28 protein-coding genes and 1 pseudogene are annotated in these 26,079 nt (G+C 73.3%); 17 read left to right on the forward strand and 12 right to left on the reverse strand.

Annotated features, from left to right (window positions below; genetic code table 11):
- Positions 1–45 precede the first annotated feature (45 nt).
- Positions 46–984, reverse strand: coding sequence for a DMT family transporter (locus AB0K92_RS26930; RefSeq protein WP_365926948.1), 939 nt, complete (start codon positions 982–984; stop codon positions 46–48).
- A gap of 97 nt (positions 985–1,081) precedes the next feature.
- On the opposite strand from AB0K92_RS26930, the gene AB0K92_RS26935 reads away from it, so the two are divergent.
- On the forward strand, positions 1,082–2,026 hold the full coding sequence (locus tag AB0K92_RS26935) for a LysR family transcriptional regulator (protein ID WP_365926950.1): 945 nt from the start codon (positions 1,082–1,084) through the stop codon (positions 2,024–2,026).
- Here AB0K92_RS26935 and AB0K92_RS26940 read toward each other — a convergent pair.
- Positions 2,013–2,453: a Rieske (2Fe-2S) protein gene (locus AB0K92_RS26940; protein ID WP_365926952.1), complete on the reverse strand. Its 441-nt coding sequence runs from the start codon at positions 2,451–2,453 to the stop codon at positions 2,013–2,015. The two genes, AB0K92_RS26935 and AB0K92_RS26940, sit on opposite strands and share 14 nt — an antisense overlap.
- A gap of 251 nt (positions 2,454–2,704) precedes the next feature.
- On the opposite strand from AB0K92_RS26940, the gene AB0K92_RS26945 reads away from it, so the two are divergent.
- A complete protein-coding gene (locus AB0K92_RS26945; protein ID WP_365926954.1) occupies positions 2,705–3,469 on the forward strand; it encodes a HipA family kinase in 765 nt (254 codons plus the stop codon).
- On the forward strand, positions 3,466–3,882 hold the full coding sequence (locus tag AB0K92_RS26950) for a DUF3037 domain-containing protein (protein WP_365926956.1): 417 nt from the start codon (positions 3,466–3,468) through the stop codon (positions 3,880–3,882). Before AB0K92_RS26945 ends, AB0K92_RS26950 begins: the two co-directional genes overlap by 4 nt.
- A 67-nt stretch (positions 3,883–3,949) precedes the next feature.
- On the opposite strand, the gene AB0K92_RS26955 is transcribed toward AB0K92_RS26950, so the two are convergent.
- Positions 3,950–4,429, reverse strand: coding sequence for an excalibur calcium-binding protein (locus AB0K92_RS26955; RefSeq protein WP_365926958.1), 480 nt, complete (start codon positions 4,427–4,429; stop codon positions 3,950–3,952).
- Between the two features lie 250 nt (positions 4,430–4,679).
- Here AB0K92_RS26955 and fabG point away from each other — a divergent pair, with 250 nt between their 5' ends.
- From fabG to AB0K92_RS26980, 5 genes are all read left to right on the forward strand, one after another.
- Positions 4,680–5,441, forward strand: coding sequence for a 3-oxoacyl-ACP reductase FabG (gene fabG, locus AB0K92_RS26960; protein ID WP_165996462.1), 762 nt, complete (start codon positions 4,680–4,682; stop codon positions 5,439–5,441).
- Positions 5,442–5,453: 12 nt separating this feature from the next.
- Positions 5,454–6,206, forward strand: coding sequence for an SDR family oxidoreductase (locus AB0K92_RS26965; protein ID WP_365926960.1), 753 nt, complete (start codon positions 5,454–5,456; stop codon positions 6,204–6,206).
- Positions 6,207–6,502: 296 nt separating this feature from the next.
- On the forward strand, positions 6,503–8,083 hold the full coding sequence (locus AB0K92_RS26970; protein WP_365926962.1) for an ABC transporter substrate-binding protein: 1,581 nt from the start codon (positions 6,503–6,505) through the stop codon (positions 8,081–8,083).
- An 89-nt stretch (positions 8,084–8,172) separates the two neighbouring features.
- Positions 8,173–8,859: a uracil-DNA glycosylase gene (ung, locus tag AB0K92_RS26975; RefSeq protein WP_165996458.1), complete on the forward strand. Its 687-nt coding sequence runs from the start codon at positions 8,173–8,175 to the stop codon at positions 8,857–8,859.
- A gap of 356 nt (positions 8,860–9,215) precedes the next feature.
- A complete protein-coding gene (locus AB0K92_RS26980) occupies positions 9,216–9,752 on the forward strand; it encodes a hypothetical protein (protein ID WP_365926996.1) in 537 nt (178 codons plus the stop codon).
- Positions 9,753–9,795: 43 nt separating this feature from the next.
- Here the strand turns inward: AB0K92_RS26980 and AB0K92_RS26985 are convergent, their stop codons facing one another.
- Positions 9,796–10,338, reverse strand: a complete 543-nt coding sequence (locus tag AB0K92_RS26985; RefSeq protein ID WP_365926964.1) for a hypothetical protein — start codon at positions 10,336–10,338, stop codon at positions 9,796–9,798.
- A 129-nt stretch (positions 10,339–10,467) separates the two neighbouring features.
- A complete protein-coding gene (locus AB0K92_RS26990) occupies positions 10,468–11,064 on the reverse strand; it encodes a TetR/AcrR family transcriptional regulator (protein WP_365926966.1) in 597 nt (198 codons plus the stop codon).
- 95 nt (positions 11,065–11,159) lie between these two features.
- Here AB0K92_RS26990 and AB0K92_RS26995 point away from each other — a divergent pair, with 95 nt between their 5' ends.
- On the forward strand, positions 11,160–12,365 hold the full coding sequence (locus tag AB0K92_RS26995; protein WP_365926968.1) for an FAD-dependent monooxygenase: 1,206 nt from the start codon (positions 11,160–11,162) through the stop codon (positions 12,363–12,365).
- Positions 12,362–13,276, forward strand: a complete 915-nt coding sequence (locus AB0K92_RS27000; RefSeq protein WP_365926970.1) for a Gfo/Idh/MocA family oxidoreductase — start codon at positions 12,362–12,364, stop codon at positions 13,274–13,276. The genes AB0K92_RS26995 and AB0K92_RS27000 overlap by 4 nt, the downstream gene beginning before the upstream one ends.
- Here the strand turns inward: AB0K92_RS27000 and lnt are convergent.
- On the reverse strand, positions 13,191–14,753 hold the full coding sequence (gene lnt, locus AB0K92_RS27005) for an apolipoprotein N-acyltransferase (protein ID WP_365926972.1): 1,563 nt from the start codon (positions 14,751–14,753) through the stop codon (positions 13,191–13,193). The two genes, AB0K92_RS27000 and lnt, sit on opposite strands and share 86 nt — an antisense overlap.
- A 67-nt stretch (positions 14,754–14,820) precedes the next feature.
- Positions 14,821–15,306: a nuclear transport factor 2 family protein gene (locus AB0K92_RS27010; RefSeq protein ID WP_365926974.1), complete on the reverse strand. Its 486-nt coding sequence runs from the start codon at positions 15,304–15,306 to the stop codon at positions 14,821–14,823.
- Between the two features lie 98 nt (positions 15,307–15,404).
- Between AB0K92_RS27010 and AB0K92_RS27015 the strand changes: the two genes are divergently transcribed.
- A complete protein-coding gene (locus AB0K92_RS27015; protein WP_365926976.1) occupies positions 15,405–16,025 on the forward strand; it encodes a DUF4291 domain-containing protein in 621 nt (206 codons plus the stop codon).
- Between the two features lie 88 nt (positions 16,026–16,113).
- Here the strand turns inward: AB0K92_RS27015 and AB0K92_RS27020 are convergent, their stop codons facing one another.
- From AB0K92_RS27020 to AB0K92_RS27030, 3 genes are all read right to left on the reverse strand, one after another.
- Entirely contained in the window at positions 16,114–16,293 is a 180-nt protein-coding gene (locus AB0K92_RS27020; RefSeq protein WP_365926978.1) for a hypothetical protein, read from the reverse strand.
- A 107-nt stretch (positions 16,294–16,400) separates the two neighbouring features.
- A complete protein-coding gene (locus AB0K92_RS27025) occupies positions 16,401–16,676 on the reverse strand; it encodes a hypothetical protein (protein WP_165996441.1) in 276 nt (91 codons plus the stop codon).
- A gap of 283 nt (positions 16,677–16,959) precedes the next feature.
- Complete coding sequence (locus AB0K92_RS27030; protein ID WP_165996439.1) at positions 16,960–17,835, reverse strand: undecaprenyl-diphosphate phosphatase; 876 nt, start codon at positions 17,833–17,835, stop codon at positions 16,960–16,962.
- A gap of 320 nt (positions 17,836–18,155) precedes the next feature.
- Between AB0K92_RS27030 and AB0K92_RS27035 the strand changes: the two genes are divergently transcribed.
- The 3 genes and pseudogenes from AB0K92_RS27035 to AB0K92_RS27045 all read left to right on the forward strand — a co-directional run bounded on the left by AB0K92_RS27035 (position 18,156) and on the right by AB0K92_RS27045 (position 21,030).
- Entirely contained in the window at positions 18,156–19,370 is a 1,215-nt protein-coding gene (locus AB0K92_RS27035) for a Gfo/Idh/MocA family oxidoreductase (RefSeq protein WP_365926980.1), read from the forward strand.
- Positions 19,367–20,293: a PmoA family protein gene (locus tag AB0K92_RS27040; RefSeq protein WP_365926982.1), complete on the forward strand. Its 927-nt coding sequence runs from the start codon at positions 19,367–19,369 to the stop codon at positions 20,291–20,293. Before AB0K92_RS27035 ends, AB0K92_RS27040 begins: the two co-directional genes overlap by 4 nt.
- Positions 20,287–21,030 (forward strand): annotated as a pseudogene (locus tag AB0K92_RS27045) (cupin). The gene AB0K92_RS27040 and the pseudogene AB0K92_RS27045 overlap by 7 nt, the downstream one beginning before the upstream one ends.
- A 21-nt stretch (positions 21,031–21,051) precedes the next feature.
- Here the strand turns inward: AB0K92_RS27045 and AB0K92_RS27050 are convergent.
- Positions 21,052–21,522 (reverse strand): helix-turn-helix domain-containing protein, encoded by a 471-nt coding sequence (locus tag AB0K92_RS27050; RefSeq protein ID WP_165996433.1) that lies wholly within the window; start codon positions 21,520–21,522, stop codon positions 21,052–21,054.
- A 142-nt stretch (positions 21,523–21,664) separates the two neighbouring features.
- On the opposite strand from AB0K92_RS27050, the gene AB0K92_RS27055 reads away from it, so the two are divergent.
- A complete protein-coding gene (locus tag AB0K92_RS27055; protein WP_365926985.1) occupies positions 21,665–22,834 on the forward strand; it encodes a thiolase family protein in 1,170 nt (389 codons plus the stop codon).
- Between the two features lie 29 nt (positions 22,835–22,863).
- Here AB0K92_RS27055 and AB0K92_RS27060 read toward each other — a convergent pair whose 3' ends face one another.
- Positions 22,864–23,649: a TVP38/TMEM64 family protein gene (locus AB0K92_RS27060; RefSeq protein WP_365926987.1), complete on the reverse strand. Its 786-nt coding sequence runs from the start codon at positions 23,647–23,649 to the stop codon at positions 22,864–22,866.
- Between the two features lie 49 nt (positions 23,650–23,698).
- Between AB0K92_RS27060 and AB0K92_RS27065 the strand changes: the two genes are divergently transcribed.
- Together AB0K92_RS27065 and tuf are read left to right on the forward strand one after the other, a co-directional pair.
- On the forward strand, positions 23,699–24,511 hold the full coding sequence (locus tag AB0K92_RS27065) for a DNA alkylation repair protein (RefSeq protein ID WP_365926988.1): 813 nt from the start codon (positions 23,699–23,701) through the stop codon (positions 24,509–24,511).
- A 266-nt stretch (positions 24,512–24,777) separates the two neighbouring features.
- A complete protein-coding gene (tuf, locus tag AB0K92_RS27070) occupies positions 24,778–25,947 on the forward strand; it encodes an elongation factor Tu (RefSeq protein ID WP_365926990.1) in 1,170 nt (389 codons plus the stop codon).
- The last annotated feature ends 132 nt before the right edge of the window (positions 25,948–26,079 follow it).

The raw sequence follows: 26,079 nt of genomic DNA on the forward strand, positions 1-26,079 counted from the left end.
CGGCAGTGGCAGCGACCGGTTCCGGGACCGCCGCCACCGCCACGACTACGACCGCTCCCCGCGCCGCACCTGGGTCAGCGCCGCGCCCGCCAGCACGATCACCGCGCCCACCGGCGTCGACCACGTCAGCGACTCACCGAGCAGTAGCACACCGGCCGCCGTGGCGATGACGGGGATGAAGTAGGTGACCATCTGGGCGGTGGTCGGACCGACCTCGGCGACCAGCCCGTACTGGAGCAGGACGGCGAAGCCGGTGCCGAGGGCGCCCAGCGCGGCGACGGCCAGCAGCGGAACGACGGGGAACGTGGCCGGCAGTGTGGTGAACAGCGGCGTGACGACGGCCAGTTGGACGGTCGCGAGCAGCAGCTGGGCGCCGGTCAGCGACAGGTGCGAGTGGGAGGAACCGGCGAGCGTACGGCGGACGTAGATCCAGCCGACCGGATAGCTGAGCGAGGCCAGCAGGGCCATCGCCGTGCCGCCGGCGTCGAGACCGGCGAAACCCTGCCAGGCGCCGAGCACGGTGAGGACGCCCAGGAAGCCGAGACCGAGCCCGGCGACCCGCACCCGGGACGGGCGGTCCTCGGAGAGCGCGACCAGCGAGAGGGCCATGCCCCACAGCGGTGAGGTGGCGTTGCAGATGCCGGCGAGCGTGGACGGGATGGTCAGCTCGGCGTAGGCGAAGAGCGAGAACGGCAGCGCGTTCAGCAGGAAGGCGGCCACCGTGAGGTGGGCCCAGGTGCGGGCGCCCCGCGGCAGCCGCTCCCGCCTCACGGCCATCGCCGCCGCCAGCACCGCCGTACCGAACACCAGCCGCCCGAGCGTGACCTGGAACGGCGCGTAGCTCTCGGTGCCCACCTTGATGAGCAGGAAGCTGAAGCCCCAGATCAGTGACAGCACGGCGAAGCGGACCCGCCAGTCGACGGTGCGGCGAGGGCGGGGGAGGGCGGCGGACGGGGTGCGGGTGGCGGAGGCGGCGGTGGTCATGCAGCCCACCTTGCCGGTGTGGATCTCGTAGCACAATCGAGAATTCGCACGCGATATCTCGTAGCGCTGCTTAAGCGTCGGGTCGTACGATCGCGGGATGCTGAACCTGGACCGACTGCGCACCCTGGACGCGCTCGCCCGCCACGGATCGGTGAGCGGCGCCGCCGAGGGACTGCACATCACGACCTCGGCCGTCTCCCAGCAACTGGCCAAACTGGAGCGGGAGGTGGGGCAGCGGCTGCTCGTCCGGCACGGCCGCGGCGTCCGGCTCACCGACGCGGGCCGGCTGCTCGCCGAGCACGCCGCGCGGATCCTGTCCCAGGTGGCCATCGCCCAGTCCGACCTGGAGGCCCAGCGCGGCCAGGTGGCCGGCGAACTGCGGCTGTCGGCGTTCCCGACCGCCGCGCGCGGCCTGTTCCCCACCGCCCTCGCCGCGCTGCGCGCCGAGCACCCGGCGCTGCGGCTGCGCTCGTGCGAACTGGAACCCGAGCGCGGCATCCGCGGGGTGGTCCGCGGCGACCTCGACCTCGCGGTCGTCCTCGACTGGTACAACAAGCCGATGCCGCTGCCCGACGGCCTGGTCAAGGCGTCGATCCTGGACGATCCCGCCGACGTGGCCATGCCGGTCGGCCATCGGCTCGCCGGGCGGGACGAGGTGGACCTCGCGGAGTTCGCCGAGGACGAGTGGATCACCTGGGGCGAGGGGGAGTTCTGCCACGAGTGGCTGATGTTCACCCTGCGCTCCAAGGGCATCGAGCCGATCCTCGGCCATCGCGCCGCCGAGACGCACACCCAGCTGGGACTGGTCGCCGCCGGGCTCGGGGTGTGCGTGGTGCCGCTGCTGGGCCGCCACCCGCTGCCGCCCGGGGTCGTCGCCCTGCCGCTGAGGCAGCGGGTGCGGCGCCATGTCTACGTCGTCTGGCGCGCCGACGCCGACCGCCGGCCGTCGATCCGGGCGGCGGTACGGGCGCTGCGGGCGGCGGGGGAGCGGGTCGGCACGGAGGCGGCGGCGCCCGCGGCGCCCGGGGTCACGTCAGCTTGATCTCCTCGCCCTCCACGGTGATCCCGGCCGGCGGCAGGGGCTTGGTCGCCGGACCCTTCTTGACGCTGCCGTCGGTGGCCGAGAAGTGGCTGTCGTGACAGGGGCAGATGATCAGTCCGTCCCGGATGTCCTTCACCGCGCACCCCTGATGGGTGCACTTCGAGGAGAAGGCCTTGAAGTCGCCCGCCGTCGGCTGGGTGACCACCACGCCCGCGTCGGCGAACACCTTGCCGCCGCCCTCGGGGATCTCGGAGGTCGCGCCGAGCACGGTGCCGGACGAGGCCTCCCCGCCGTCCCCGTCCCCGTTCCCGTCGCCGTCGCCCGACCCGCACGCGGCCAGCGCGGCGGTGAGACCCGCCGCTCCGGCCGCCGCCATGACGGTACGACGGGCCGGGCCCGACCCGGGGTGAAGCGATTCCGTGGCCATCCTGAGGTTTCCTTCCGCTGACTGCGCGTACCGTCGGTCTGTTCATGCCGTCGGTCTGTTCATGCCGTCGGTCTGTTCGTGCTGGGGTGTGCTCGTGCTGTGGTGTGCCGTGTGATGTCCAGCAGTACGGCCGCCGCGCGGCTCCGGTTCAGCCGCCGCGCGGTTCTTCACCCGATAGGGGCGCCGCCCGCCCCGGTCCGCAGCGAACCGCCCCGGTCGGGTGCCGCCCGACGCCCCAGTAACCTGGGGCGATGCTCAAGGAAGTCATCGCGACCCGTTACATCACGCCGCTGCGTGAGGGCGGCTCGCTGCCGGGACTCGTCGAGGCCGACGACTTCGGGACGTACGTCCTCAAGTTCACCGGAGCGGGGCAGGGACGCAAGACCCTGGTCGCGGAAGTGGTCTGCGGGGAACTCGCCCGCCGCCTCGGCCTGCGCACCCCCCGGCTGGTGACCGTCGACCTCGATCCCGACCTCGGGCTCGGCGAGCCCGACCAGCAGGTGCAGGAGCTGCTGAAGTCCAGCGGCGGCACCAACCTCGGCATGGACTTCCTCTCCGGCGCGCTCGGCTTCGACCCGCTCGCCTTCCCGGTCGGCCCCGAGGAAGCCGGGCGGATCGTCTGGTTCGACGCGCTGGTGAACAACGTCGACCGCTCCTGGCGCAACCCCAACCTGCTGATGTGGCGGGGCGAGCTGTGGCTCATCGACCACGGCGCCACCATGATCTGGCACCACAACTGGCCGTCCGCGCAGACCTCCGCCGCCCGCCCGTACGACGCCTCCGACCACGCCCTGCGGACCTTCGCGCCGGACGTCCGGGCCGCCGCCGCGGACCTCGCGCCGCGCGTCACCGAGGAACTGCTCGCCGAGGTCACGGCCCAGATCCCGGACGCCTGGCTGGCGGACGAGCCCGGCTTCGGCTCGCCGGACGACCTGAGAATGGCGTACGCGAGGCCGCTGCTCGAGCGCGCCGCCGTCGTCCACGACCGCGTCACCGGAATCGAGGGAACCACGTGACCGAGCGCCACATCATCCGGGCCGGCCGGCGCGACGACCGGGACGTCTTCGAGTACGCGCTGCTGCGGGTCGTCCCGCGCGTCGAGCGCGGCGAGTGCATCAACGCGGGCGTGCTCGTCTACTGCCGCGCCAAGGGCTACGTCGGCGCCCGCACCCACCTCGACGAGGCGCGGCTGCTGGCCCTCGACCCGCGGGCCGACGTGGCCGGGGTGCGGGCCGCGCTGCGCGCCGTCGAGAGCGTGTGCGGCGGCGGCGAGGCGGCGGGCCAGGCCGCGGGCGACGACGCGGGGCGCCGCTTCCGCTGGCTGATCGCCCCCCGTTCGACGATCGTCCAGCCCGGACCGGTGCACACGGGGCTCACCACGGATCCGGCCGCGGAGACGGAGCGGTTGCTGGAGCTGCTGGTGCGGTGAGGGGCCCGCGGGGCCTCGCCGAGGGCGCCTGCGGAGGGGCGGGCGGCCGCTGAAGGCCCCGGCTCCGTCAGTTCCTGCGGCGCCGGACCACGTAGGCGGTGGTGAGCGCGGCGCCCGCGACGAAGGCCGCGCCGACGGCCAGGTCCCAGGTGCCCGGACCGGTCTGCGACGCACCGCCCAGCCCGCCCCGCACGCCGCGCGGCGTCTGCGTGGCGGTGGCCACCGGGGCGGCCGGCGTGGTCACGGGAACCGGGGCGAGGGTGGTCGCCGTGACGGCGGGGGTCGCGGTCCGCCGGGGCGCGAAGGTGGAGGAGGTGAGGCCACCGCCGCGGCGCGGCAGCACCTCGCAGGCGACGCCGTCGTCGGCGCCCTGGTCCTCGTCCAGACCGTGCGGGTCGCGGGGGTCGGAGTCGTAGACGCTCTGCGCGTCCTCCTGATAGGCGAAGTGACGGCAGTCGAGGTCGTCCTGGGCGTGGGCGGGGCCTGCCAGCGGCATGGTCGCGGCGATCGCGAGGACTATGCCGGCGGCGCCGGTGTGACGGCGCATGGAGCGCCTCCTTTCCGGGCACGGATGGCTCGGCCTCCGACGCTAGGTGCCGTGCTGCCGGCGGGCGCGCGGCAGTAGGCCGAACGGATGTCCCCGGGTTGGACCGCCGGGTGATGGATCACACGCGCCCGTGGGGCGTTGACACCGCGTGCCAGGGCTTCTAGCGTCACGTCTGCTGAAGGTACTAAGCGGTCGCTCACTGGATGGGCGTACCGCGGGAGCCGCATCCCTAGGGCGAGGAGAAGCAGCAATGTCCACCACTGAGCAGCGGGTCGCGGTCGTCACCGGCGCCGCGCGCGGCATCGGCGCCGCCACCGCCGTACGACTGGCCGCCGAGGGCCGCGCGGTCGCCGTGATCGACCTCGACGAGGCCGCCTGCAAGGACACCGTGGAGAAGATCACCGCGGCGGGCGGCAAGGCGATCGCGGTCGGCTGTGACGTCTCGGACGAGGCGCAGGTCGAGGCGGCCGTCGCGCGGATCGCCGACGAGCTGGGCGCGCCGACGATCCTCGTCAACAACGCCGGTGTGCTCCGCGACAACCTGCTGTTCAAGATGAGCGTCTCCGACTGGGACACCGTCATGAACGTGCACCTCAAGGGCTCGTTCCTGATGACCCGGGCCGTCCAGAAGCACATGGTCGACGCCGGCTTCGGACGGATCGTCAACCTCTCCTCGTCCTCCGCGCTCGGCAACCGCGGCCAGGCCAACTACTCCGCCGCCAAGGCCGGTCTCCAGGGCTTCACCAAGACCCTCGCCAAGGAGCTGGGCAAGTTCGGCATCACCGCCAACGCCGTCGCCCCCGGCTTCATCGCCACCGACATGACCGCCGCCACCGCCGAGCGGGTCGGCATGGGCTTCGAGGACTTCAAGGCCGCCGCCGCCTCGATGATCCCCGTGCAGCGCGTCGGTGAGCCGGACGACATCGCCAACGCCGTCGCCTTCTTCACCGGCGAGGCGGCCGGCTTCGTCTCCGGCCAGGTGCTGTACGTCGCCGGCGGACCGCTCGACTAGGGAACACGAACCATGACTGAACTCTCGGGCAAGGTCGCGCTCATCACGGGCGCCAGCCGGGGCATCGGCTACGGCATCGCGGAAGCGCTGGTCGCCCGCGGCGACCGGGTCTGCATCACCGGACGGGGCGAGGACGCCCTGAAGGAGGCCGTCGAGAAGCTCGGCGCCGACCGGGTGATCGGCGTGGCCGGCAAGGCCCACGACGAGGCCCACCAGGCGCGCGCCGTCGAGCGCACCATGGAGGCCTTCGGCCGGGTCGACTACCTGGTCAACAACGCCGGGACCAACCCGGTGTTCGGCCCGATCGCCGACCTCGACCTCGATGTCGCCCGCAAGGTCTTCGAGACCAACGTGGTCTCGGCGCTCGGCTTCGCCCAGCGCACCTGGCACGCCTGGCAGAAGGACAACGGCGGCGCGATCGTCAACATCGCCTCCGTCGCGGGCCTCGCGCCCTCGCCCTTCATCGGCGCCTACGGCATCAGCAAGGCCGCGATGATCAACCTGACGGTGCAGCTGGCGCACGAGTTCGCGCCCGGCGTCCGGGTCAACGCGATCGCCCCGGCCGTGGTCAAGACCAAGTTCGCCCAGGCCCTGTACGAGGGCCGCGAGGAGGAGGCGGCCGCGGTCTACCCGCTGAAGCGGCTCGGCGTGCCGTCCGACATCGGCGGCGCCGCCGCGTTCCTCACCTCCGAGCAGGCGGACTGGATCACCGGCCAGACCCTGGTCGTGGACGGCGGCGTCTTCCTGAACTCGGGTGTCGCCTGATCCGTCCGGCTGTCCGGCTGTCCGACCGCCGCGGTGGGCCGACCCCCGCGGCGGCCCGGCGTCCGGGGGCCTGACGCACGGGCGCCGCCTTCCGCGTCGATACGGTTTCGTGCCCCGCGCGTGACGCGATCGATGTTGACGAAACGGCGCCCGTGTCGCCGTATCGGCACGGTCCTGGCCCTGACAACGTCGTCATGCAAAAGGTGATCGACTACCTTTCGCACGGACGGTCCACACGGCGTGTTGCTGCGGTAGTGTCTGCCGACATTTGGTATGGCAGATCGAGGAGCGTGCGCGTGTTCAACCGGAACCGATGCCTGCGGCAAGTGGCGGCGATCGCTTCCATATCCCTGGTGACCGGCTGCGGCCTGTTCTCCGACAGCGGGGAGGCCGACGAGAGCCCGATCGTCGTGGGGACCACCAGCGCGCCCACCACCCTGGATCCCGCCGCGTCCTGGGACGGCTCCTGGGAGCTGTTCCGGAACGTCTACCAGACGCTGCTCAGCTACCCCAACGGCTCGACCACGCCCCAGCCCGACGCCGCCGAGAGCTGCGAGTTCACCGACACCGCGAACCGGGTCTACCGGTGCGAGCTGCGCGAGGGGCTGAAGTTCTCCGACGGCAGCGCGCTCGACGCCAAGGCCGTCAAGCACTCGATCGACCGGATCCTCAACATCAAGGCGCCGTCCGGGCCCGCGGGGCTGCTGGGCAGCCTGAACCGGGTGCAGGCGCGCGGCGAGCGCGAGGTCGTCTTCCACCTGAGGACCTCCGACGCCACCTTCCCGTTCGTCCTCGCCACCCCGGCGATGTCCATCGTCCCGCCGGGCAGCTACCCGGCCGACGCGCTGCGCGAGGGCGACGACATCGTCGGCTCCGGGCCGTACAAGCTCCAGTCGTACCAGGAGAACGACCACGCGGAGCTCGTCACCAACGATCACTACGAGGGGTACGCCGAGCGCCGCAACGACGCGGTGACCATCCGGTACTTCCAGGACTCGAGCGCCATGGTGAAGGCCCTCAAGGCGCAGGAGATCGACCTGACCTACCGCGGTCTCGCCGCCGACGACATCGTCGACCTGCAGAGCAAGGACCCCGACGAGCCGCTGCAGCTGGTCGAGGGCGCCGGCATCGACATCAGCTACCTGGTGTTCAACCCCGGCGACCGGTGGGCCGGCAAGACCGCCGTGCGCAGGGCCGTCGCGCAGATCGTGGACCGGGCGACCATCGCCCACAAGATCTACAAGAACACCGTGGAGCCGCTGTACTCCATGGTCCCCAACGGCATCACCGGCCACTCCACCGGCTACTTCGACGACTACGGCGACCCCGACGCCGACAAGGCCCGCGCGATCCTCACCGAGGCGGGCATCACCGAGCCGGTCCCGCTCACGTTCTGGTACACCACCGACCGCTACGGCTCCGAGACCGCGGTGCTCTTCCAGGAGCTGAAGCGCCAGCTGGAGGCGTCCGGCCTGTTCGAGATCACCCTGAAGAGCCGGCCCTGGAAGACGTACGTCGAGGGCTACCAGAAGGGCGAGTACCCGGTGTTCGGGCGCGGCTGGTTCCCCGACTTCCCCGACGCCGACAACTACATCGCGCCGTTCGTCGGGAAGGAGAACGCCCTCGGTACGCCCTACCCGGCGCCCGAGATCACCGGTGACCTGCTGCCCCGCTCCCGCCGGGAGACCGACCGCGGGCAGGTGGAGCGGGAGTTCGAGGCGGCCCAGCAGATCCTCGTCGACGACGCGCGGCTGCTGCCGCTGTGGCAGGGCAAGCAGTACATCGCGGCCAGCGAGGAGATCTCCGGCGGCGAGCGGGCGCTCGACCCGTCGACGATCATGCTGATGTGGGAGCTGGACCGGAAGACCAGCTGGTGACGGCTCCCGCGCGGGGCGTTGTCAGTGGTCGCCTGTAGGTTCTGAGACCTACAGACCGGCAAGCGACCGCAGACCGTAAGGAAGTTGACGTGACCGACATCGCCATGCTGCCCGAGTCCTGGCGCGGGGTCCTGGGCGACGAACTCCAGAAGCCCTATTTCAAGGAGCTGACGGAGTTCGTCGAGGAGGAGCGGGCGAAGGGTCCCGTCTACCCGCCGCGGGAGGAGGTCTTCGCCGCGCTCGACGCCACGCCGTTCGAGCGGGTGAAGGTGCTCATCCTCGGCCAGGACCCGTACCACGGCGAGGGCCAGGGACACGGTCTGTGCTTCTCCGTCCGCCCCGGCGTGAAGACCCCGCCGTCGCTGCGGAACATCTACAAGGAGATGCAGGAGGAGCTGGGCCTGCCCGTCCCGGACAACGGCTACCTCATGCCGTGGGCCCGGCAGGGCGTGCTGCTGCTGAACGCGGTCCTCACGGTCCGCGCGGGCGAGGCCAACTCGCACAAGGGCAAGGGCTGGGAGAAGTTCACGGACGCGGTGATCCGCGCGGTGGCCGAGCGCCCGGACCCGGCGGTCTTCGTGCTGTGGGGGAACTACGCCCAGAAGAAGCTGCCCCTGATCGACGAGACCCGGCACGTGGTGGTCAAGGGCGCCCACCCCTCCCCGCTGTCCGCGAAGAAGTTCTTCGGCTCGCGCCCCTTCACCCAGATCAACGAGGCCGTCGCCCGCCAGGGCCACGAGCCGATCGACTGGCGCATCCCGAACCTGGGCGCCTGACAGGGCCCGCCCGAGGGGCCGGCTCCGCTCCGCGCTCGCGGACGGGCCGGCCCTTCGGCGTTGCGGGTGGGCGGTCCTTCGCGGTCGGGGACGGGCCGGCCCTTCGGCGTTGCGGGTGGGCGGTCCTTCGCGGTCGGGGACGGGCCGGCCCTTCGGCGTCGCGGTGGGCCAGCCCTTCGGCGTCGCGGCGGGCCGGCCTTGCGTCGTCGTGGGGGCGGAGCCCGCGGGTGTCCGGCCGTCGCGACGACGCGCGTGCGGTCCGTCCCGCCGTACCGGAGCCGCCTGGTCCGGATTGTCGGTGGGGGCGGTTAGCGTCGGGAGGGACGGGATCGACGGTGAGCGGGCGGAGGGGTGTGGTGATGGAGCGGCAGGAGCAGGCGGTGCCGGACGCGGTGATGGGCCGGATCGGACAGGTCGTGATGCTGCATCACGCGGGGGACCGGGAAGAGGCGCGGCTGAGATTCCTCCAGCTCTGGGCGGAGATCGGGGAGGACGGGGATCCGCTGCACCGCTGCACGCTGGCGCACTACCTGGCCGACACCCAGGACGACCCCTCGGACGAGCTGGCCTGGGACCTGCGCGCCCTGACGGCCGCGGAGGAGCTGAGCGACGACCGCCTCGCCGCCCACCACGGCACGCTCGCCGTGCGGGCCCTCTACCCCTCCCTCCACCTCAACCTGGCCGCCGACTACGTCAAGCTCGGCCGCCACGACGCCGCCCGCACCCACCTGCGCCGCGCCCGCGGTGCGGCCGACGCCCTCGCCGACGACAGCTACGGCGACGGGGTGCGGGCGGCGATCGGCCGGCTGGAGCTGACCCTGGCCGACGCCGGCCCGCAGAGCGACCCTCCGGGCGGCGGACCGTGGGGGCCGCCGCCGCAGCACCGGCCCTGAGCGCGGGCGGCGCGCGGGCGGCCGGGGCGGGGGCCCTCCCGGTTCAGCGGCCGTACGTGTCGTCGCAGATCCTCGACTCGGGGCTGCCCGGCTGCCAGCCGCCGTACGTGCGGCCGAGGGCGCAGACGTGCGCCGGACCCTGCGGGGTGTGCTTGCCGACGTCCGGGCGTCCGGACCGCGGGAGGTCCGGGACGGCCGGGACGTTCGTCCGGGGCGGCTTCGCGGCGCGGGGTTCCCGTTGCTGCGGGTGTCGCGGGTGCGCAGGCCGCTGCCGTTCGGGCCGGGGCCCGGTCCGGGGCGCGGCGGTCGGCGCGGTGGGCGCGGAGGCGGTCGCGGGTGCCGTGGGGGAGTGCGGCCCGGGGGCGGAGGGGGTCCGGCGCGGGGACGGCCCGACGAGTTCCAGGGCTTCCCGGGCCGGCGCCTGCACGATCTGCGGTGCGGCCCGCCCGCTCGGTTCCGCCGCCGGTGGTGGGGATGGCGCGGCCGACGGTCCGGGCGCCGGCGGCCGGGGGACCGTCGTACAGCCGGAGAGGGCCGACACGGCGACGGTGACCAGGAGGGTTGCGGTGGTCGTCGTTCGATGCACCGGGCCACCATGGCGGGTCCGGCGTGTCCGCGACACGAGGGGTGGGCGGACGTTACGCCGTACGGGTGATCTCCGTCCCCGTGCGGAGGGTTCCCGAGGCGCGGGGGTGACGTCCGGGCCGGCCTCCGGTCAGGTGCCCAGCATCGCGCCCAGCAGTTCCCGCAGCCCCGCCCGCACCTCGTCCAGGGAGGGGACCCGGTCGTTGAACGAGCCCGCCGCGCAGGAGAACATCAGCCCGTCCGCCCAGGCGACCAGGGACAGGACGTGCCGCTCGGGGGAGGTGGACCCCATCGCCGTGACGAGCGCCGAGAGCTGGTCGCGGAACCGGGCGCCCGTCGCGTCGTAGAAGGCGCGCAGTTCGGGGCGGCGGGTGGCCTCCAGGGCGAGTTCGTAGCGGGCGATCAGCAGGTCGCGGTGGTCGGTCAGGGAGCGGTGCACCGCGAGGGACAGCCCGTCCACGACGGAGTCGAGTCCGCCTCGCGGGTCCGGCATCTCGTTCAGGGCGAGGATCCGCGCCTCCCGGTCCGCGTGCCGGCGCACCGCCAGCTCCAGCAGCGCCTGCCGGGTGCGCGCCACGTTCGACGTCGAGCCCTGCGGCAGCCCGGCCGCCTCATCGACCGCCCGGTGGGTCAGCCCGCGCATCCCGCGCTCGGCGAGCAGGGCGAGGGCGGTGTCGGCGACGAGGTCGGCACGTGTCCGGGCGTCCCGGGCGGTGTGTACGGACATGGCGATCAATCTACCGCCCGGCCACCTCGCCTCACTACGGCCGTAGTACAGTCTGACCGAGCCAGGCACTACACGTGTAGTCCGAAGGAGGAGCCATGGCACAGCCCGCACGCGCCGTCGTCATCGGCGGCGGCATCGGTGGCCTCACCGCGGCCGTCGCCCTGCACCGCGGCGGCCACGCCGTCACCGTCCTGGAACGGGCCCGCTCGCTGGAGCCCGTCGGCGCCGCCATCTCGCTGGCCCCCAACGCCCTGCGCGTACTGGACGTCATCGGCCTCGGCGACACCATCCGCGACCTGTCCGCCTGGCAGGGCGACGGCGGCCTGCGCACCCCGTCCGGCCGCTGGCTCTCCCGCTCCAGTGCCGCCGCGGCCGAACGGCGCTTCGGCGGCCCCCTGGTGCTCCTGCACCGCGCCACCCTCATCGACCATCTCGCCGCGCTGCTCCCCGAGGGCGTGATCCGCACCGCCTGCCCGGCCGGGCTCGCCGACCCCGGCGACGCCCACCGCCCCGCCCGCGTGACCACCCCCGACGGCGAGCTGGAGGCCGACCTGGTGGTGGCCGCCGACGGTATCCGCTCCGCCGTACGCCGCGCCCTCTTCCCCGAGCACCCCGGCCCCGCCTACTCCGGCTTCACCACCTGGCGCGTCGTCATCCCGGTGCCCGGCGTGCGGTTCGCGTCCCACGAGACCTGGGGCCGCGGCCGCATCTGGGGCACGCATCCCCTCAAGGACGGCCGGGTGTACGCGTACGCCGCCGCCGTCACCCCCGCCGGCGGACGCGCCGCCGACGAGCGGGCCGAACTCGTGCGCCGCTACGGCGACTGGCACGACCCGATCCCCGCCGTCCTCGCCGCCGCCCGCCCCGAGGACGTCCTGCGCCACGACGTGTACCACCTCGCCGAGCCGCTGCCCGCCTACCACCGCGGCCGGGTCGCCCTCCTCGGCGACGCCGCCCACGCCATGCCGCCCACCCTCGGCCAGGGCGGCAACCAGGCCGTCGAGGACGCCGTCGTCCTCGCCCACCACGCCCGGGACCTGCCCGCCTACACCGCCGCCCGCCTGCCCCGTACGACGGCGATCGCCCGCCAGGCCGTCAGGATCGCCCGGCTCAACATGACCGGCAGCCGCGCGCTCGCGGCCGTACGGAACACCGCGCTCACCACCCTCTCCTTGGCCGCCCCCGCGCTCGTCCTGCGCGGCTTCGACGGGATCGCCGACTGGCGGCCTCCGCAGCCCCCGTATGCTTCCACCGGAACCAACGGGGCGGACGCGGGCACCGCGGCAGGGGAGCAGACGTGAAGGTCGGTTGCATCGGGCTCGGAGACATCGCGCAAAAGGCGTACCTGCCGGTGCTCGGGTTCCTGCCCGGGGTGGAACTGCACCTCCAGACCCGTACCCCCGCCACCCTCGACCGGGTCGCCGACAGCCTGCACCTGCCCGCCCGGCAGCGCCACGCCGACCTCGACGCGCTCCTCGCCCAGGGCCTCGACGCGGCCTTCGTGCACGCGCCCACCGCCGTCCACCCGGAGATCGTCACCCGGCTGCTGGAGGCGGGTGTACCGACGTACGTCGACAAGCCGCTCGCCTACGAACTGGCCGACTCCGAACGGCTCGTCGCCCTCGCCGAGGAGCGCGGGGTGAGCCTCGCCGTCGGCTTCAACCGCCGGCACGCGCCCGCCTACGCGCAGTGCGCGGACCATCCGCGCGAGCTGATCCTCATGCAGAAGAACCGCGTCGGGCTGCCGGAAGAGCCGCGGTCGATGATCCTCGACGACTTCATCCACGTCGTGGACACCCTGCGATTCCTGGTGCCGGGGCCGGTCGACGACGTCACCGTGCGGTTCAGGGCCGAAGCCGGACTGCTCCACCACGTGGTGCTCCAGCTCGCCGGGGACGGCTTCACCGCGCTCGGCGTGATGAACCGGCTCAGCGGCTCCAACGAGGAGATCCTCGAGGTGTCCGGACAGGACACCAAGCGGCAGGTGACCAACCTCGCCGAGGTGATCGACCACAAGGGGCAGCCGACCGTGCGGCGGCGCGGCGACTGGGTGCCGGTCGCCCGGCAGCGCGGCATCGAGCAGGCCGTCCTCGCTTTCCTCGACGCCGTCCGCGCGGGCAAGGTGCTCAGCGCCCGGGACGCGCTGGCGACGCACGAACTGTGCGAGCGGGTGGTACGCGCGGTGCAGGAGCGCTCCGGCCCGGCCGCCTGACCGCTCCCTCGGCGACCGCCCACCCCGCGAGCACCAGCAGCGCCCCGTACACCGGCCAGGCGCCGAAGCGGGCGTACGGCGTCGTCCCGGCGGCCAGCGGCACCGCGTAGACCTCGGCGGTGCTCTCGTCCGTGCCCAGCCAGGAGCCGATCCGCTGCCCCTCGGGGCCGTGCACCGCGGAGATCCCGGTCAGCGTCGCGTGCACCACCGGGCGGCCGGTCTCCGCGGCGCGCAGCGCGGCCAGCGAGGCGTGCTGCGCGGGCGCCCAGCTCTGCTGGAACGTCGAGGTCGCCGACTGGGCGATCAGCACGTCCGCCCCGGAGCGGGCGAGGCTGCGGCTCATGTCGGGGAACGCCGACTCGAAGCACACCATCGGCCCCACCCGCAGACCGCCGCCGACGTCCATCACCACCTGCCGGGTGCCGCGCCGCCGGTCCTCGCCGGCCGCCTCGCCGACGGACGTGGCCCAGCCGAGCAGCGACCGCGCGGGGATGTACTCACCGAACGGCACCAGCCGCATCTTGTCGTACCGGTCGCCGGTCACCCCGCCGGGGCCGACCAGGACCGAACTCTTGTAGATACCGGGCCGGTCCGAGCGCCTCGCGTCCACGTTGACCAGCACCGGCGTGTCCGTCAGACGGGACAGGTCCGCCAGCCGCCGCGCCAGGTCGCGCCGGGTCGTCAGATCGAAGCCGACGCTGCTCTCGCCCCACACGATCAGATCCAGGTCCTGACCGGCCAGCTGCCGGGTCAGCCGCTCCTGCCGGTCGAACCGCTTGCCGGGGCCGTCGATCACCCCCGGCTGCACGACCGCGATCCGCACCTCGCCGCGCACCTCCGGGCGCGGCGCCCACGACCAGGCCGTCGCCGTGACCGCCGCCGCGGCCAGCAGCCCGGCCGCCGCCGGCACCCGTGCGGCACGCACCGCGATCAGCACCGCGACGGCCGTGTTGACGGCCACCACCAGGAAGCTCAGCAGCCACACCCCGCCCACCGAGGCCAGCCGCAGCGCCGGCTCCACCCGCCACTGACTGGCGCCCAGCATCCCCCAGGGCCCCCCGAGTCCCTGCCAGGAGCGCACCAGCTCCACCGCCAGCCAGGCCGACGGCAGCACGGCCAGGGCGGCCGCGACCCGGCCCGGCGTGGGAGCGCCGCCCAGGAATCGGCGCACCAGCCATCCCCACGGCGCCCACAGCGCGCCGAGCAGCGCCGCGATGACGAACGTGAACACATGCAGGTTCGGCAGCAGCCAGTGGTGCACCGCCAGCATGAACCCGAACCCGCCCCACCAGCCGTCGTGCAGCGCCCGCCGGCCCGTCGGCGCGGTCCGGGCCAGCAGGATCCACGGCACCAGCGCGACAAGGCCGAACCACCACAGGGACGGGCCGGGAAACGCGAACACCGGCAGCGCGCCCGCCGCCGCGGCGAGGACGGAACGCCGCCACGGGGAGTCGAGCCACTGACCGAACGTCTTCATACGGCGCCTCCCTGCTGGTGGGTCCAGTGTGCGCGCTGCGGACGATCTCGGTACAGAGGGCACCGGCTCAGCCGGTCCCCGCCGCCCGTTCGTCCCCCGGGGACCGGCGCCACTTCTCCCGCGCGATCACCTCGCGCAGCCGCCACCCGTCGACCGTGCGCAGCAGGCCGAAGGAGTACCGGCCGCCGCAGAACAGCCCGGCCGGCCCGGACGCGCCGCCGGGGGCGGCCGGGCCCATCGAAGTGACGTAGTCGGCCTGCACCCACGCCGTGTCACCCGTGTCGCGCTCCAGGATCCCGAACCGCACCCGGCGGTTGACGATCAGATGCTGCCGCACCGGAAACGCCCCCAGATACTCGGCGAGCCAGGCGGCGACCGTCCGCGCCTCGCCCTCGATCCCGCCGGCCGAGCGGTAGTCCGCCCGTCCGTCCGGAGCGAACAGTTCTCGGTACGCCTGCCAGTCGCCGTCGTCCACGGCCACGGCGTAGTCGGTGATCAGCCCGTCCACCGCCAGCCGGTCCATCACGGTCGCGAGCTCCGCGCGCTGCGTCATCGGCTCAGTGTTGGCCACGGGACCGGTCCCGCCAAGAGGGCATGCGGGCAGCGATATCCGGTGGCTCCGAGCGGGTGGCGTGGGGCAGGGTGAGCGGCGTGAACGATCAGTACGACGAACGGCCGGATCCGGAACCCCGGTTCCAGGTCCGCGCCCGGCACACCCACACCACGCTCACCGTCTACCAGGCCTACCGCCCGGAGATCGGACGGGTCGCCGCCCGCACCGGCCGCTTCCCGGCCACCTGGAAGCGCGACCGGATGACCTGGATCAAGCCGTCCTTCCTGTGGATGATGTACCGCTGCGGCTGGGGCACGAAGGAGAACCAGGAGACCGTCCTCGCCGTCGAGATCACCCGTGAGGGCTTCCTGTGGGCGCTGCGCCACGCCTGCCTCTCCCACTACGTCCCGGAACTCCACCCCGACCGGGCCGCCTGGCAGCGGCAGCTGCGGCGGGCCCCCGCGCGCGTGCAATGGGACCCCGAACGCGACCTGCGCTTCACCGCCCTGCCGCACCGGTCGCTGCAGCTGGGGCTCGCGGGCGAGGCGGCGGCGCGGTACGCGGACGAGTGGATCGTCGGCATCGAGGACGTGACACCGCTCGCCACGGAGATCCACGGCCTGGTCTGGGCGGGGAAGCCGGACCAGGCTGCCGGACTGCTCCCGGCGGAGCGGCCGTATCCACTGGACGACGAGGTGCTGGCGCATCTGCTGGCGTAGGCCGGACGGCGGGGCGCCCGCGCACGTCCGGGTCTCGCCCGGACCACGGGGCGCCGGCCCACCCGCGGGCCTGGCCGACGCCGCGGTGTCACGCCGCTTCGATCATCTCGCCCCGCATGGCGGCGGCCCATTCGACCACCAGCAGCTCGTACTCCTCGCGCTCCTGAGCCGACAGGGTGCCGCCCGCGCGCAGCCACAGCGCGCGGATCTGTTCATTCACCTCGGCCGCAGAGCGCACGGAACCAGGGGCACCGGAATCTGGGGACATGCGGGCAAGCCTAGGCGGTAGCACTGACACTGCGCTACCGCACGGCTACTCGATCCGTATGGAGTCCGTCACGAGCGCGGAACGCGCCGGCTCTCCCCTGGCCGGAGTCAGCCGGCCTGTGCTGTCGGCCGGAGCTCGTGGACGCTGCCCGTCAGGGTGCCGTCCTGCTGTTCGTAGTGGGAGAGGGCGAGGCCGAGGCCGAAGAAGGTGGGGGCCCATTCGCCGACGAAGATGCCCCATCGGTCGGCTCGGGCGACGCCGGTGCCGGGTTCGGCGTTCAGGCTGGCGGCCCAGGCGACGACGGTGAGGCCGATGGAGGCGAAGGCGGCCATGTAGGCGTGTTCGCTGCGGACGCCCAAGTCGTGCATCTTCTTGATGATCATCAGATGGTCTCCGTTCTGTGGGGGGTTGTGTTCGGAGTAACCACCGCGATGTGCCGTATTCGCCCTTTATGTGCATTTTGCCGTTGTGCCATCTCTCGAACGAGCTGGTCCGGCGAATCTCGTCACGGCCCTGCTGTGGGTGCGCGCCCACTGGGTTCACCCATGTGGGAAGGCCCCTGCGGAGCGATGCCGCCGGGGCCTTTCGGCGGCATCGCCGGGAGAGCGGGAGACGAGTGGGAGACGAGTGGGAGACGAGTGGAGATGATCGGGAAGGAGACGCCGATCAGTGGGCCGATTCGCCCGCGTGCGGACTGATCACACCCATCATGACCAGCACGATCAGCACCACACCGAGCACCAGCCGGTACCAGACGAACGGCATGAAGCTCTTGGTGGAGATGAACTTCATGAACCACGCGATGACCGCGTATCCGGTGCCGAACGCGATGATCGTCGCGAAGATCGTCGGCCCCCACGAGACGTGCCCGCCCTCCATCGCGTCCTTGAGTTCGAACAGGCCGGAGGCCAGCACCGCGGGGATGGCGAGCAGGAAGGAGTAGCGGGCCGCGGCCTCGCGCTGGTAGCCCATGAACAGGCCGCCGCTGATGGTCGCGCCGGAGCGGGAGACGCCCGGGATGAGGGCGGCGGCCTGGCACAGGCCGAAGATCAGGCCGTCCCGCACGCCGAGGTCCTGCAGGCCCTTGCGCTGCTTGACCGCGCGGTGCCGGCCGCCGGTCTCGTCGCGGGCCGCCAGCCGGTCGGCGATGCCGATGATCACGCCGACCACGATCAGCATGGTCGCGGTGAGCCGCAGATCGCGGAACGGGCCCTCGATCTGGTCCTTGAGCGTCACGCCGAGCACGCCGATCGGGATGGACCCGACGATCACCAGCCAGCCCATCTGGGCGTCGTGGTCCTTGCGCCATGCCTTGTCGTACAGGGAGCGCGACCACGCGGCGAGGATCCGGCCGATGTCCTGGCGGAAGTAGATCAGCACGGCGGTCTCCGTGCCGATCTGGGTGATCGCCGTGAAGGCGGCGCCCGGGTCGTCCCAGCCCGAGAAGGCTGCGGTCAGCCGCAGGTGGGCGCTGGAGGACACGGGGAGGAACTCGGTCAGCCCCTGGACGAGTCCGAGGATGAGTGATTCGAACCAAGACATGGAAGTTAAGGAGTCCAAGTGCCGATCGTGGAACGGACGACGGACACGTCCTTGCCTCCGCGCGCGGTGAAGACGGGCACACCGGGCCCGCGCGCGCGGTGATCAGGTGTGTCGAGGGGCAGCGTAGCGTCCCGGGGTGAAGAGCCCGACACAGGGGTTTCGAAGCGGGCCGGCGGCCGTCGGGCCGTGATCGGTGGGGTGATCCGCTCCGGGTGTTGACCGGCCGGTGCGCGGGCACCTACGTTGCCAGGCGAGGGAAAGCGCTTGCTATGGCGGGTGCTCTCCTGGCTCGCCACCCCGGAGGAGTGCTGATCAGATCCATGTCCACGTCCGCTTCCCTCGCCGGCCGCCCCGTCCGCCCGGTCCGCCCGGTCCGCGTTGCCGTCATCGGCACCGGCGCCATCGCCCGCGGTCACCATCTGCCCGCCCTCGCCCGGCTCGCCGAGGAGGGCGAGACGGAGGTGGTCGCGGCGGTCGACATCGACGCGGCGGCCGTCGAGGCGTTCTGCGCGGAGGGCGGGATCCCGCACCCGTACACCGACCTGGAGCGGATGCTCCGCGAGCAGCGTCCCGATCTCGTCTGCGTCTGCACCCCGCCGACCCTGCACCGCGAGCAGACCGTGGCCGCGCTGCGCGCCGGGGCCTGGGTGTGGTGCGAGAAGCCGCCCGTGCCCTCGCTCGCCGACTTCGCCGCCGTCGAGGCGGAGGAGGGGACGGACGGCGGCCCGTACGCCGCGATCGTCTTCCAGCACCGCTTCGGGTCCGGCGCCGCCCACGTCCGCCGGCTGCTCGCCGAGGGCGCTGTCGGCCGGCCGCTGGTCGCGCACTGCCAGACCACCTGGTACCGCGACAGCGCCTACTACGCCGTGCCCTGGCGCGGGCGCTGGCGCTCGGAGGGCGGCGGTCCGGCGATGGGGCACGGCATCCACCAGATGGACCTGCTCCTCGACGTGCTCGGCCCGTGGCGCGAGGTGCGCGCCATGGCCGGGCGGCTGGTGCACGACGTGGAGACCGAGGACGTCTCCACCGCGCTGGTGCGGTTCGAGAGCGGGGCGCTGGCCACCGTCGTCAACAGCGTGCTCAGCCCCGACGAGGTCAGCCGGATCCGCGTCGACTGCGAGCGGGGCACCATCGAGCTGACCCACCTGTACGGCTACAGCAACGCGTCCTGGCGCATCACGCCCGCGCCGGGCGTGCCCGAGGCGGAGGCCGCGGCCTGGCGGGACTTCGGGCCGGACGTGCCCAGCTCCCACCTGGCGCAGCTGCGGGAGCTGATCGCCAGCATGCGCGCGGGGGAGCGGCCGCGCAGCAGCGGCGCGGACGGACGCAAGAGCCTGGAGCTGGTCACCGCGCTGTACAAGTCGGCGTTCACGGACACCACCGTGCGGCGGGGCGAGATCGGCCCCGGCGACCCCTACTACACCGAGCTGCACGGCGGCGCGCCCGGCTGGGCGCCCGGTGCCGACGGGCCCGCCGCCCGGCCCGCCGGACCGGCCGGCGGCGCCTTCGGCGAGGGCCGGGAGATGGCCGTATGACCGCGCTGCAGGTCACCCACACGCACGGCGACCGCGTCACCGTCACCGAAGGCGAGACCGGCGTCGGACTCCTCGCCTACGTCTACCGGCCGGAGGCGGCCTGGGAGGCCCCGAAGCCGTATCTCCACCCGCTGCGCACCCTGTCCGGCGCCGTCGTGACCGGCTACCGGCCCAACGACCACCGCTGGCACAAGGGCCTGCAGATGACGGCCTCGCACCTGTCCGGGGCGAACCTGTGGGGCGGCAACTCCTACGTGCACGGCGAGGGTTACGTGGCGCTGCCCGAGCGGGTCGGCTCGATGGCGCACGTGGCGTTCGACGAGGTGAGCGCGGACGGCGGCCGGGTCGTCCTCGCGGAGCGGCTGACCTGGCATCCGCACAGCGGGGAGCTGTGGGCCGAGGAGCGGCGGCAAATCGAGGTGCACGACGTCGATCCGGCGGCCGGCTCGTGGGCGCTGACCTGGACGAGCGCCATCACCAACCGGCGCGGCGAACCGCTGCGGTTCGGCAGCCCGACCACCGCCGGGCGGGAGATGGCCGGCTACACCGGCCTGTTCTGGCGCGGCCCGCGCGCCTTCCGGGGCGGCCGCATCACCGGCCCCGACGGCGAGGGGCCCGGTCTGATGGGCCGAAAGGCGCCCTGGCTCGCCTACACCGGGGAGCACGACGGCGTGGACGGCCACGCCACGCTGGTCTTCGCGCACGCCCCGGAGAACGACCACGCGGGGACGCGCGGAGCCCACCCCGCCCACTGGTTCGTACGCAACGACCCGTTCGCGGCCGTCGCGCCGTCCTGGGCGTTCTTCGACGAGTTGGAGCTGGCGCCTGGCGACACCCTCAGTCGTCGCTACCGGGTCGTGGTGGCCGACGGGGCGTGGGGACGGGAGGAGATCGCCGCGTACCTGGAGGCGCACCCGTGGTGAGCGCGGGTGCCTTCCAGGGGCTGCCCGGCGGGATTGCCGTCTCCGGCTTCTCGGTGTACGACTGGCCGGCCGCGGACGGGGTGTGCGGGAGCACGCCCCAGCTGCACCTGGTCTGTACGGAGGGGTACGCCGTGACCGGCGGACACGGGTCCGTTCAGACGCTCACCGTCTCCGGGTAAGAGGTCACGCCGCCCGCGCCGGGAACGGTCGCCTGGTTCACGCCGGGCACCGTCCACCGGCTCGTCAACGACGGCGGCTTGCGCATCACCGTCCTCATGCAGAACAGCGGCCTGCCCGAGGCGGGGGACGCGGTGCTCACGCTGCCCCCGCGTCACCCGGCCGACCCCGAGACGTACGCCGCCGCGACCGCGATCCCGGCCGGCGCGCCGGAGGCCGAACAGGAGCGGATCGGCCGTGCGCGGCGCGATCTGGCGCTGGAGGGCTGTCGCGCGCTCCGCGCGGGCGGCCCCGAGGCGCCGGCCGGCTTCCACCGGGCCGCCGCCGCGCTGGTACGGCCCCGGATCGCGCAGTGGCGGGCCCGCTGGGAGCGCGGTGCGGCAGCCGCCGCCACCGGGGACCGGCTCGACCGCCTCGAACAGGGCGACGCCTCCCACCTCGCCGACGCCGTCGTACGGGCGGGGCGGCCCTCCGCGCGGGGGCGGTTCCGGATGTGCGGGCGACTGGACGTCTACGGACAGGGGACGACGGGGACCACCGGGTTCCCGGACCGGGCTTGATCCTCTTCGCGGCCGGCCGGGTCAGGCCGCCGTCGGGCCCGACACCGTCCAGCCCGGGGACTGCGGGTGCGGGGTCAGGTCCTGGTGGTGGACGGCCTCGCCGCAGGCCTGGCAGGTGACCACGGGGACGAGTTCGTGGCCGCAGACGTGCTCGTTGACCATGGGGCGGTCGCCGTCCGGGCGCAGGTGGCGGTTGCCCCATTCCATGAGCGTCAGCAGGACGGGGACCAGCTCCAGGCCGGCCTGGGTGGGCCGGTACTCGAAGCGCTGCGGGCGTTCGCTGTAGGCCCGCTTGGTGAGGACGCCCGCGTCCACGAGGCGGCGCAGCCGGGTGGCCAGGACGTCGCGCGGGGCGCCGATGTTGCGCACCAGCTGGTCGAAGCGGCCGTTGCCGAGACACACCTCCCGCACGACGAGCAGGGAGTACTTCTCGCCGACGAGCGTCAGGGCGTCGGCGATCGAGCAGGGACGCGGGTCTTTGCGAGCGGCCATGAGGAGAAGTCTAGGGGAGGGTTTGATTTTCCAACCCACCCGGCTATGGTGAGTCCAGATTTCCTACTCACTGGTAATCGATCCGGTGGGCGGCCGGCGCGCGCCGCCGGTCATCGCCACGGCGGCCAAGGAGGCCCGCACCATGCGTGACGCAGTCATCGTCGAAGCCGTTCGCACCCCCATAGGCAAGGGCAAGCCGACCGGCGCCCTCGCGCACGTCCACCCCGTCGAACTCCTCGCCCACACCCTGCGCACCCTCGTCGAACGCTCCGGCGTCGACCCCGCGCTGATCGACGACGTCATCGGCGGCACCGTCGACCAGGTCGGCGAACAGGCCATGAACACCACCCGCTACGCCGTGCTGTCCGCAGGCTTCCCCGAGTCGGTCCCCGCGACCACTGTGGACCGCCAGTGCGGCTCCTCCCAGCAGGCCGTGCACTTCGCCGCCCAGGGCGTCATGTCCGGCGCGTACGACCTCGCCGTCGCCTGCGGTGTGGAGTCCATGAGCCGGGTGCCCATGTGGTCCAACGTGCCGCCCGGCGCGGACCCATTCGGACCCGGCGTCGCCGAGCGCTACCCCGACGGCCTCGTCCCGCAGGGCATCAGCGCCGAGCTGATCGCGGCCAAGTGGTCGCTCACCCGCGAGCAGATGGACACGTTCGCCGTCTCCTCTCACCACAAGGCGGCCGCAGCCTGGGACCAGGGCCTGTTCGACGCCGAGGTGGCGCCCCTGGACGGCGTCGCGCGCGACGAGTGCGTACGGCCCTCCAGCACCCCCGAGATCCTGGCCGGACTCAAGCCCGCCTACCACGACCCCGGCTTCGCCGAACGGTTCCCGCAGATCGAGTGGAACATCACCGCGGGCAACGCCAGCCCCATCAACGACGGCGCCTCGGCCGTGCTCGTCACGACCAGCGAGACCGCCGCCCGCCTCGGCCTGCGCCCCCTCGCCCGGCTGCACAGCTTCGCCGTCACCGGCTCCGACCCGCTGCTGATGCTCACCGGCGTCGTCCCGGCCACCGAGAAGGTGCTGCGCAGGGCCGGCCTGACCCTCGACGACATCGACCTGTTCGAGGTCAACGAGGCGTTCGCCAGCGTGGTCCTCGCCTGGCAGCAGGAGACCGGCGCCGACCCGGCCAGGATCAACGTCCACGGCGGGGCCATCGCCCTCGGCCACCCGCTCGGCGCCAGCGGCACCCGGCTGACCACCACCCTCGTCCACGCCATGCGGGCCCGCGGCGCCCGCTACGCCCTGCAGACCATGTGCGAGGCGGGCGGCCTCGCCAACGCGATGATCCTCGAAGGGATCTGACGGACGGTCCTCCAAGGGGGTCCGGCGGCTCAGCGGCCCCGCAGGTGGTGGCGCTTGCGCCACGCCACCACCGCACCGCCCAGCGCGGGCAACGCGATGCAGGCCATGGCGATCAGGAAGGCCGGCGACGTCGGCGCCGAGGCACGGGCGCCGGCCACGACGTACGCGGCGGTGTTCGGCACCGAACCGATCGCCGTCGCGAGCAGGAACGGCAGCCAGCCCATCCGGGACACCGCCGCGCAGTAGTTCGCCGCCGAGAACGGCACTCCGGGGAACAACCGCACCGCCAGCATCGAGCGGAAGCCGTGCCGGCTCAGCTGACCGTCCACGGCCGTCAGCACCCGCCCCCTCAGCAGCGGGCGCAACGCGTCCTGCCCCAGCACCCGGCCCAGCCCGAAGGCCAGCCCAGCGCCGAGCACCGTGCCGCCCACCGCCGCGCCGAGCCCCAGCTGCGAACCGAACAGCGCGCCCGCCGCCAGGTTCAGCAGCGGCCGGGGCACGAACGCCACCGTGCACAGGCCGTAGGCCACCGCGAACACCAGCGCCGCCGCGGCACCGGAGAGCTGCGGCGGCCAGCCGTGCGCGAGCAGCCGCTGCGGTTCGAACAGCAGCACACAGGACGCGGCACCGACGAGCAGCGCGACCAGCAGCGCGAAACGGGACCAGGGCGACAGCAGGACCCGCGCGCAGCGCGCGGGGAGACCGGCACGCGCGGGGACGGCGACGGCGAGTTCCGGGGGACCGGCCAGGACGGTGGCCCGGGGAGAGGCCGAGACCGTGGCAGTGCCGCCAGAGCGGGTGGTGGCATCAAGCATCCGGTGACACTAACCGACATATGTGTGTGATCGCCGTATGGTTCGTCTCATGGGCGTCACAGGCACCGGAACGTCAGGCACCGGAACCTCAGGCCCCGGGTCGACCGGCCCCGGGTCGACCGGCCCCGGAACGTCAGAAACCGGAGCGACCGGCACCGGAACAGCGGGTATCCCGCACAGCGAGCTCGCCGACACCCTGCTGCCACGGCTCACCGCCGTCTACGGCGCCGCCGCCGACCCCGCGCGGGCGGCGTCCATGCGCGCCTACATGAAGGACGTCGCCCCCTTCCTCGGCCTGCCCACGCCCGAGCGCCGCGCCCTGTCCCGCACGGTCCTCGCGGGCATGCCCCGCCCCGGCGAGGCCGACTGCGCGGCGGTGGCGCTGCGCTGCTGGCGGCTGCCGGAGCGCGAGTACCACTACTTCGCCGTCGACTACCTCCGCCGCCACATCGGCCGCTGCTCCTCCGCCTTCCTGCCGGTGGCCCGGCGGCTGATCACCACGGTCTCCTGGTGGGACACGGTCGACCTGCTCGCCGTCCACGTCGTCGGCCCGCTGGTCGCCGCCGATCCCGGACTGGCGCGGCAGATGGACGCCTGGATCGCGGACGACGACCTGTGGGTCGCCCGCGCGGCCCTGCTCCATCAGCTCTCCTACAAGGACCGCACCGACGCCGACCGCCTCTTCGCCTACTGCCTGCGCCAGGCCTCCCACCCCGACTTCTTCGTCCGCAAGGCCATCGGCTGGGCCCTGCGCGAGTACGCCAAGACCGACCCGGACGCCGTGCGCGCCTTCCTGGCCCGCGAGGGGGAGCGGTTCGCGCCGCTGTCGGTGCGCGAGGCGCTGAAGAACCTGGGGGCGTGAGCCGGAAAACCATTCGACGCCGCGCGGGGCGTCGGCGATGATCGACGGCATGTTCCGGTACGCCTTCCTCCTCGCAGCATCCGCGGTCGCGGATGCGCCGAAGGCTGCCGTGCCCGTCTTCCTGGCCGCCGTCGACGGCGCCCGAAGCTGACCCTCCCCGGATCGTCCGGCGGACCCCGCAGGGGGAGGGTCGGCCGGTCCTCGGGGTCCCCCTCCGGCTTCGCGACGAAGCGGAGACTTCTTCGCACAGACTTCGAGGTACCGCCATGTCCAAGACGGCGTACGTCCGCACCAAACCGCATCTCAACATCGGCACCATGGGCCATGTCGACCACGGCAAGACCACCCTGACCGCCGCCATCACCAAGGTCCTCGCCGAGCGCGGCACCGGCACCTTCGTGCCGTTCGACCGCATCGACCGCGCCCCGGAGGAGGCCGCGCGCGGCATCACCATCAACATCGCGCACGTCGAGTACGAGACCGACACCCGGCACTACGCGCACGTCGACATGCCCGGCCACGCCGACTACGTCAAGAACATGGTCACCGGCGCGGCGCAGCTCGACGGGGCGATCCTCGTCGTCTCCGCGCTCGACGGGATCATGCCGCAGACCGCCGAACACGTGCTGCTCGCCCGTCAAGTGGGCGTGGACCACGTGGTGGTGGCGCTGAACAAGGCCGACGCGGCCGACGAGGAGCTGGTGGAACTCGTCGAGCTGGAGGTCCGCGACCTGCTCACCGCGCACGGCTACGGCGGCGACGCCGTCCCCGTCGTCCGCGTCTCCGGTCTGCGAGCTCTGGAGGGCGACCCGCGGTGGACGGCGTCCATCGAGGCACTGCTCGACGCGGTGGACACGTATGTGCCCATGCCGGAGCGGTATCTGGACGCGCCGTTCCTGCTGCCGGTGGAGAACGTGCTCACCATCACCGGCCGTGGCACCGTCGTCACCGGCGCCGTCGAACGCGGCACGGTCCGCCTCGGCGACCGGGTCGAGGTGCTCGGTGCCGGCCTGGAGTCCGTCGTCACCGGCCTGGAGACCTTCGGCAAGCCGATGGACGAGGCGCAGGCCGGGGACAACGTGGCGCTGTTGCTGCGCGGGGTGCCCCGCGACGCGGTCCGGCGCGGCCATGTCGTCGCGGCACCCGGCAGCGTCACCCCGAGCAGCCGCTTCACGGCCCGGGTGTATGTCCTCTCCGCCCGCGAGGGCGGCCGCACGACGCCGGTGACGACCGGGTACCGGCCGCAGTTCTACATCCGTACGGCGGACGTGGTCGGCGCCGTCGACCTCGGCGCCGCGGCCGTCGCCCGGCCCGGCGACACCGTCACCCTGACGGTCGAGCTGGGCCGCGACGTACCCCTCGAGCCGGGCCTCGGCTTCGCCATCCGCGAGGGCGGCCGCACGGTGGGCGCGGGGACGGTGACGTCGGTCGGCTGAGGGGGCGGGCGGGCGCCGAGCCCGGGGAAGTCCCCGGTTCCGGCGCCCGCTGAGCCCTCGTCGGCCCGAGCGGCCGCCCGGGCCGGGGGGCCCGCGGGGGGGGCGGGGCGGAGCGCCCCCCCGAGTTGGCGC

This window comes from Streptomyces sp. NPDC052687 (assembly GCF_040678395.1).
In the GTDB taxonomy this organism is placed as follows: domain Bacteria; phylum Actinomycetota; class Actinomycetes; order Streptomycetales; family Streptomycetaceae; genus Streptomyces.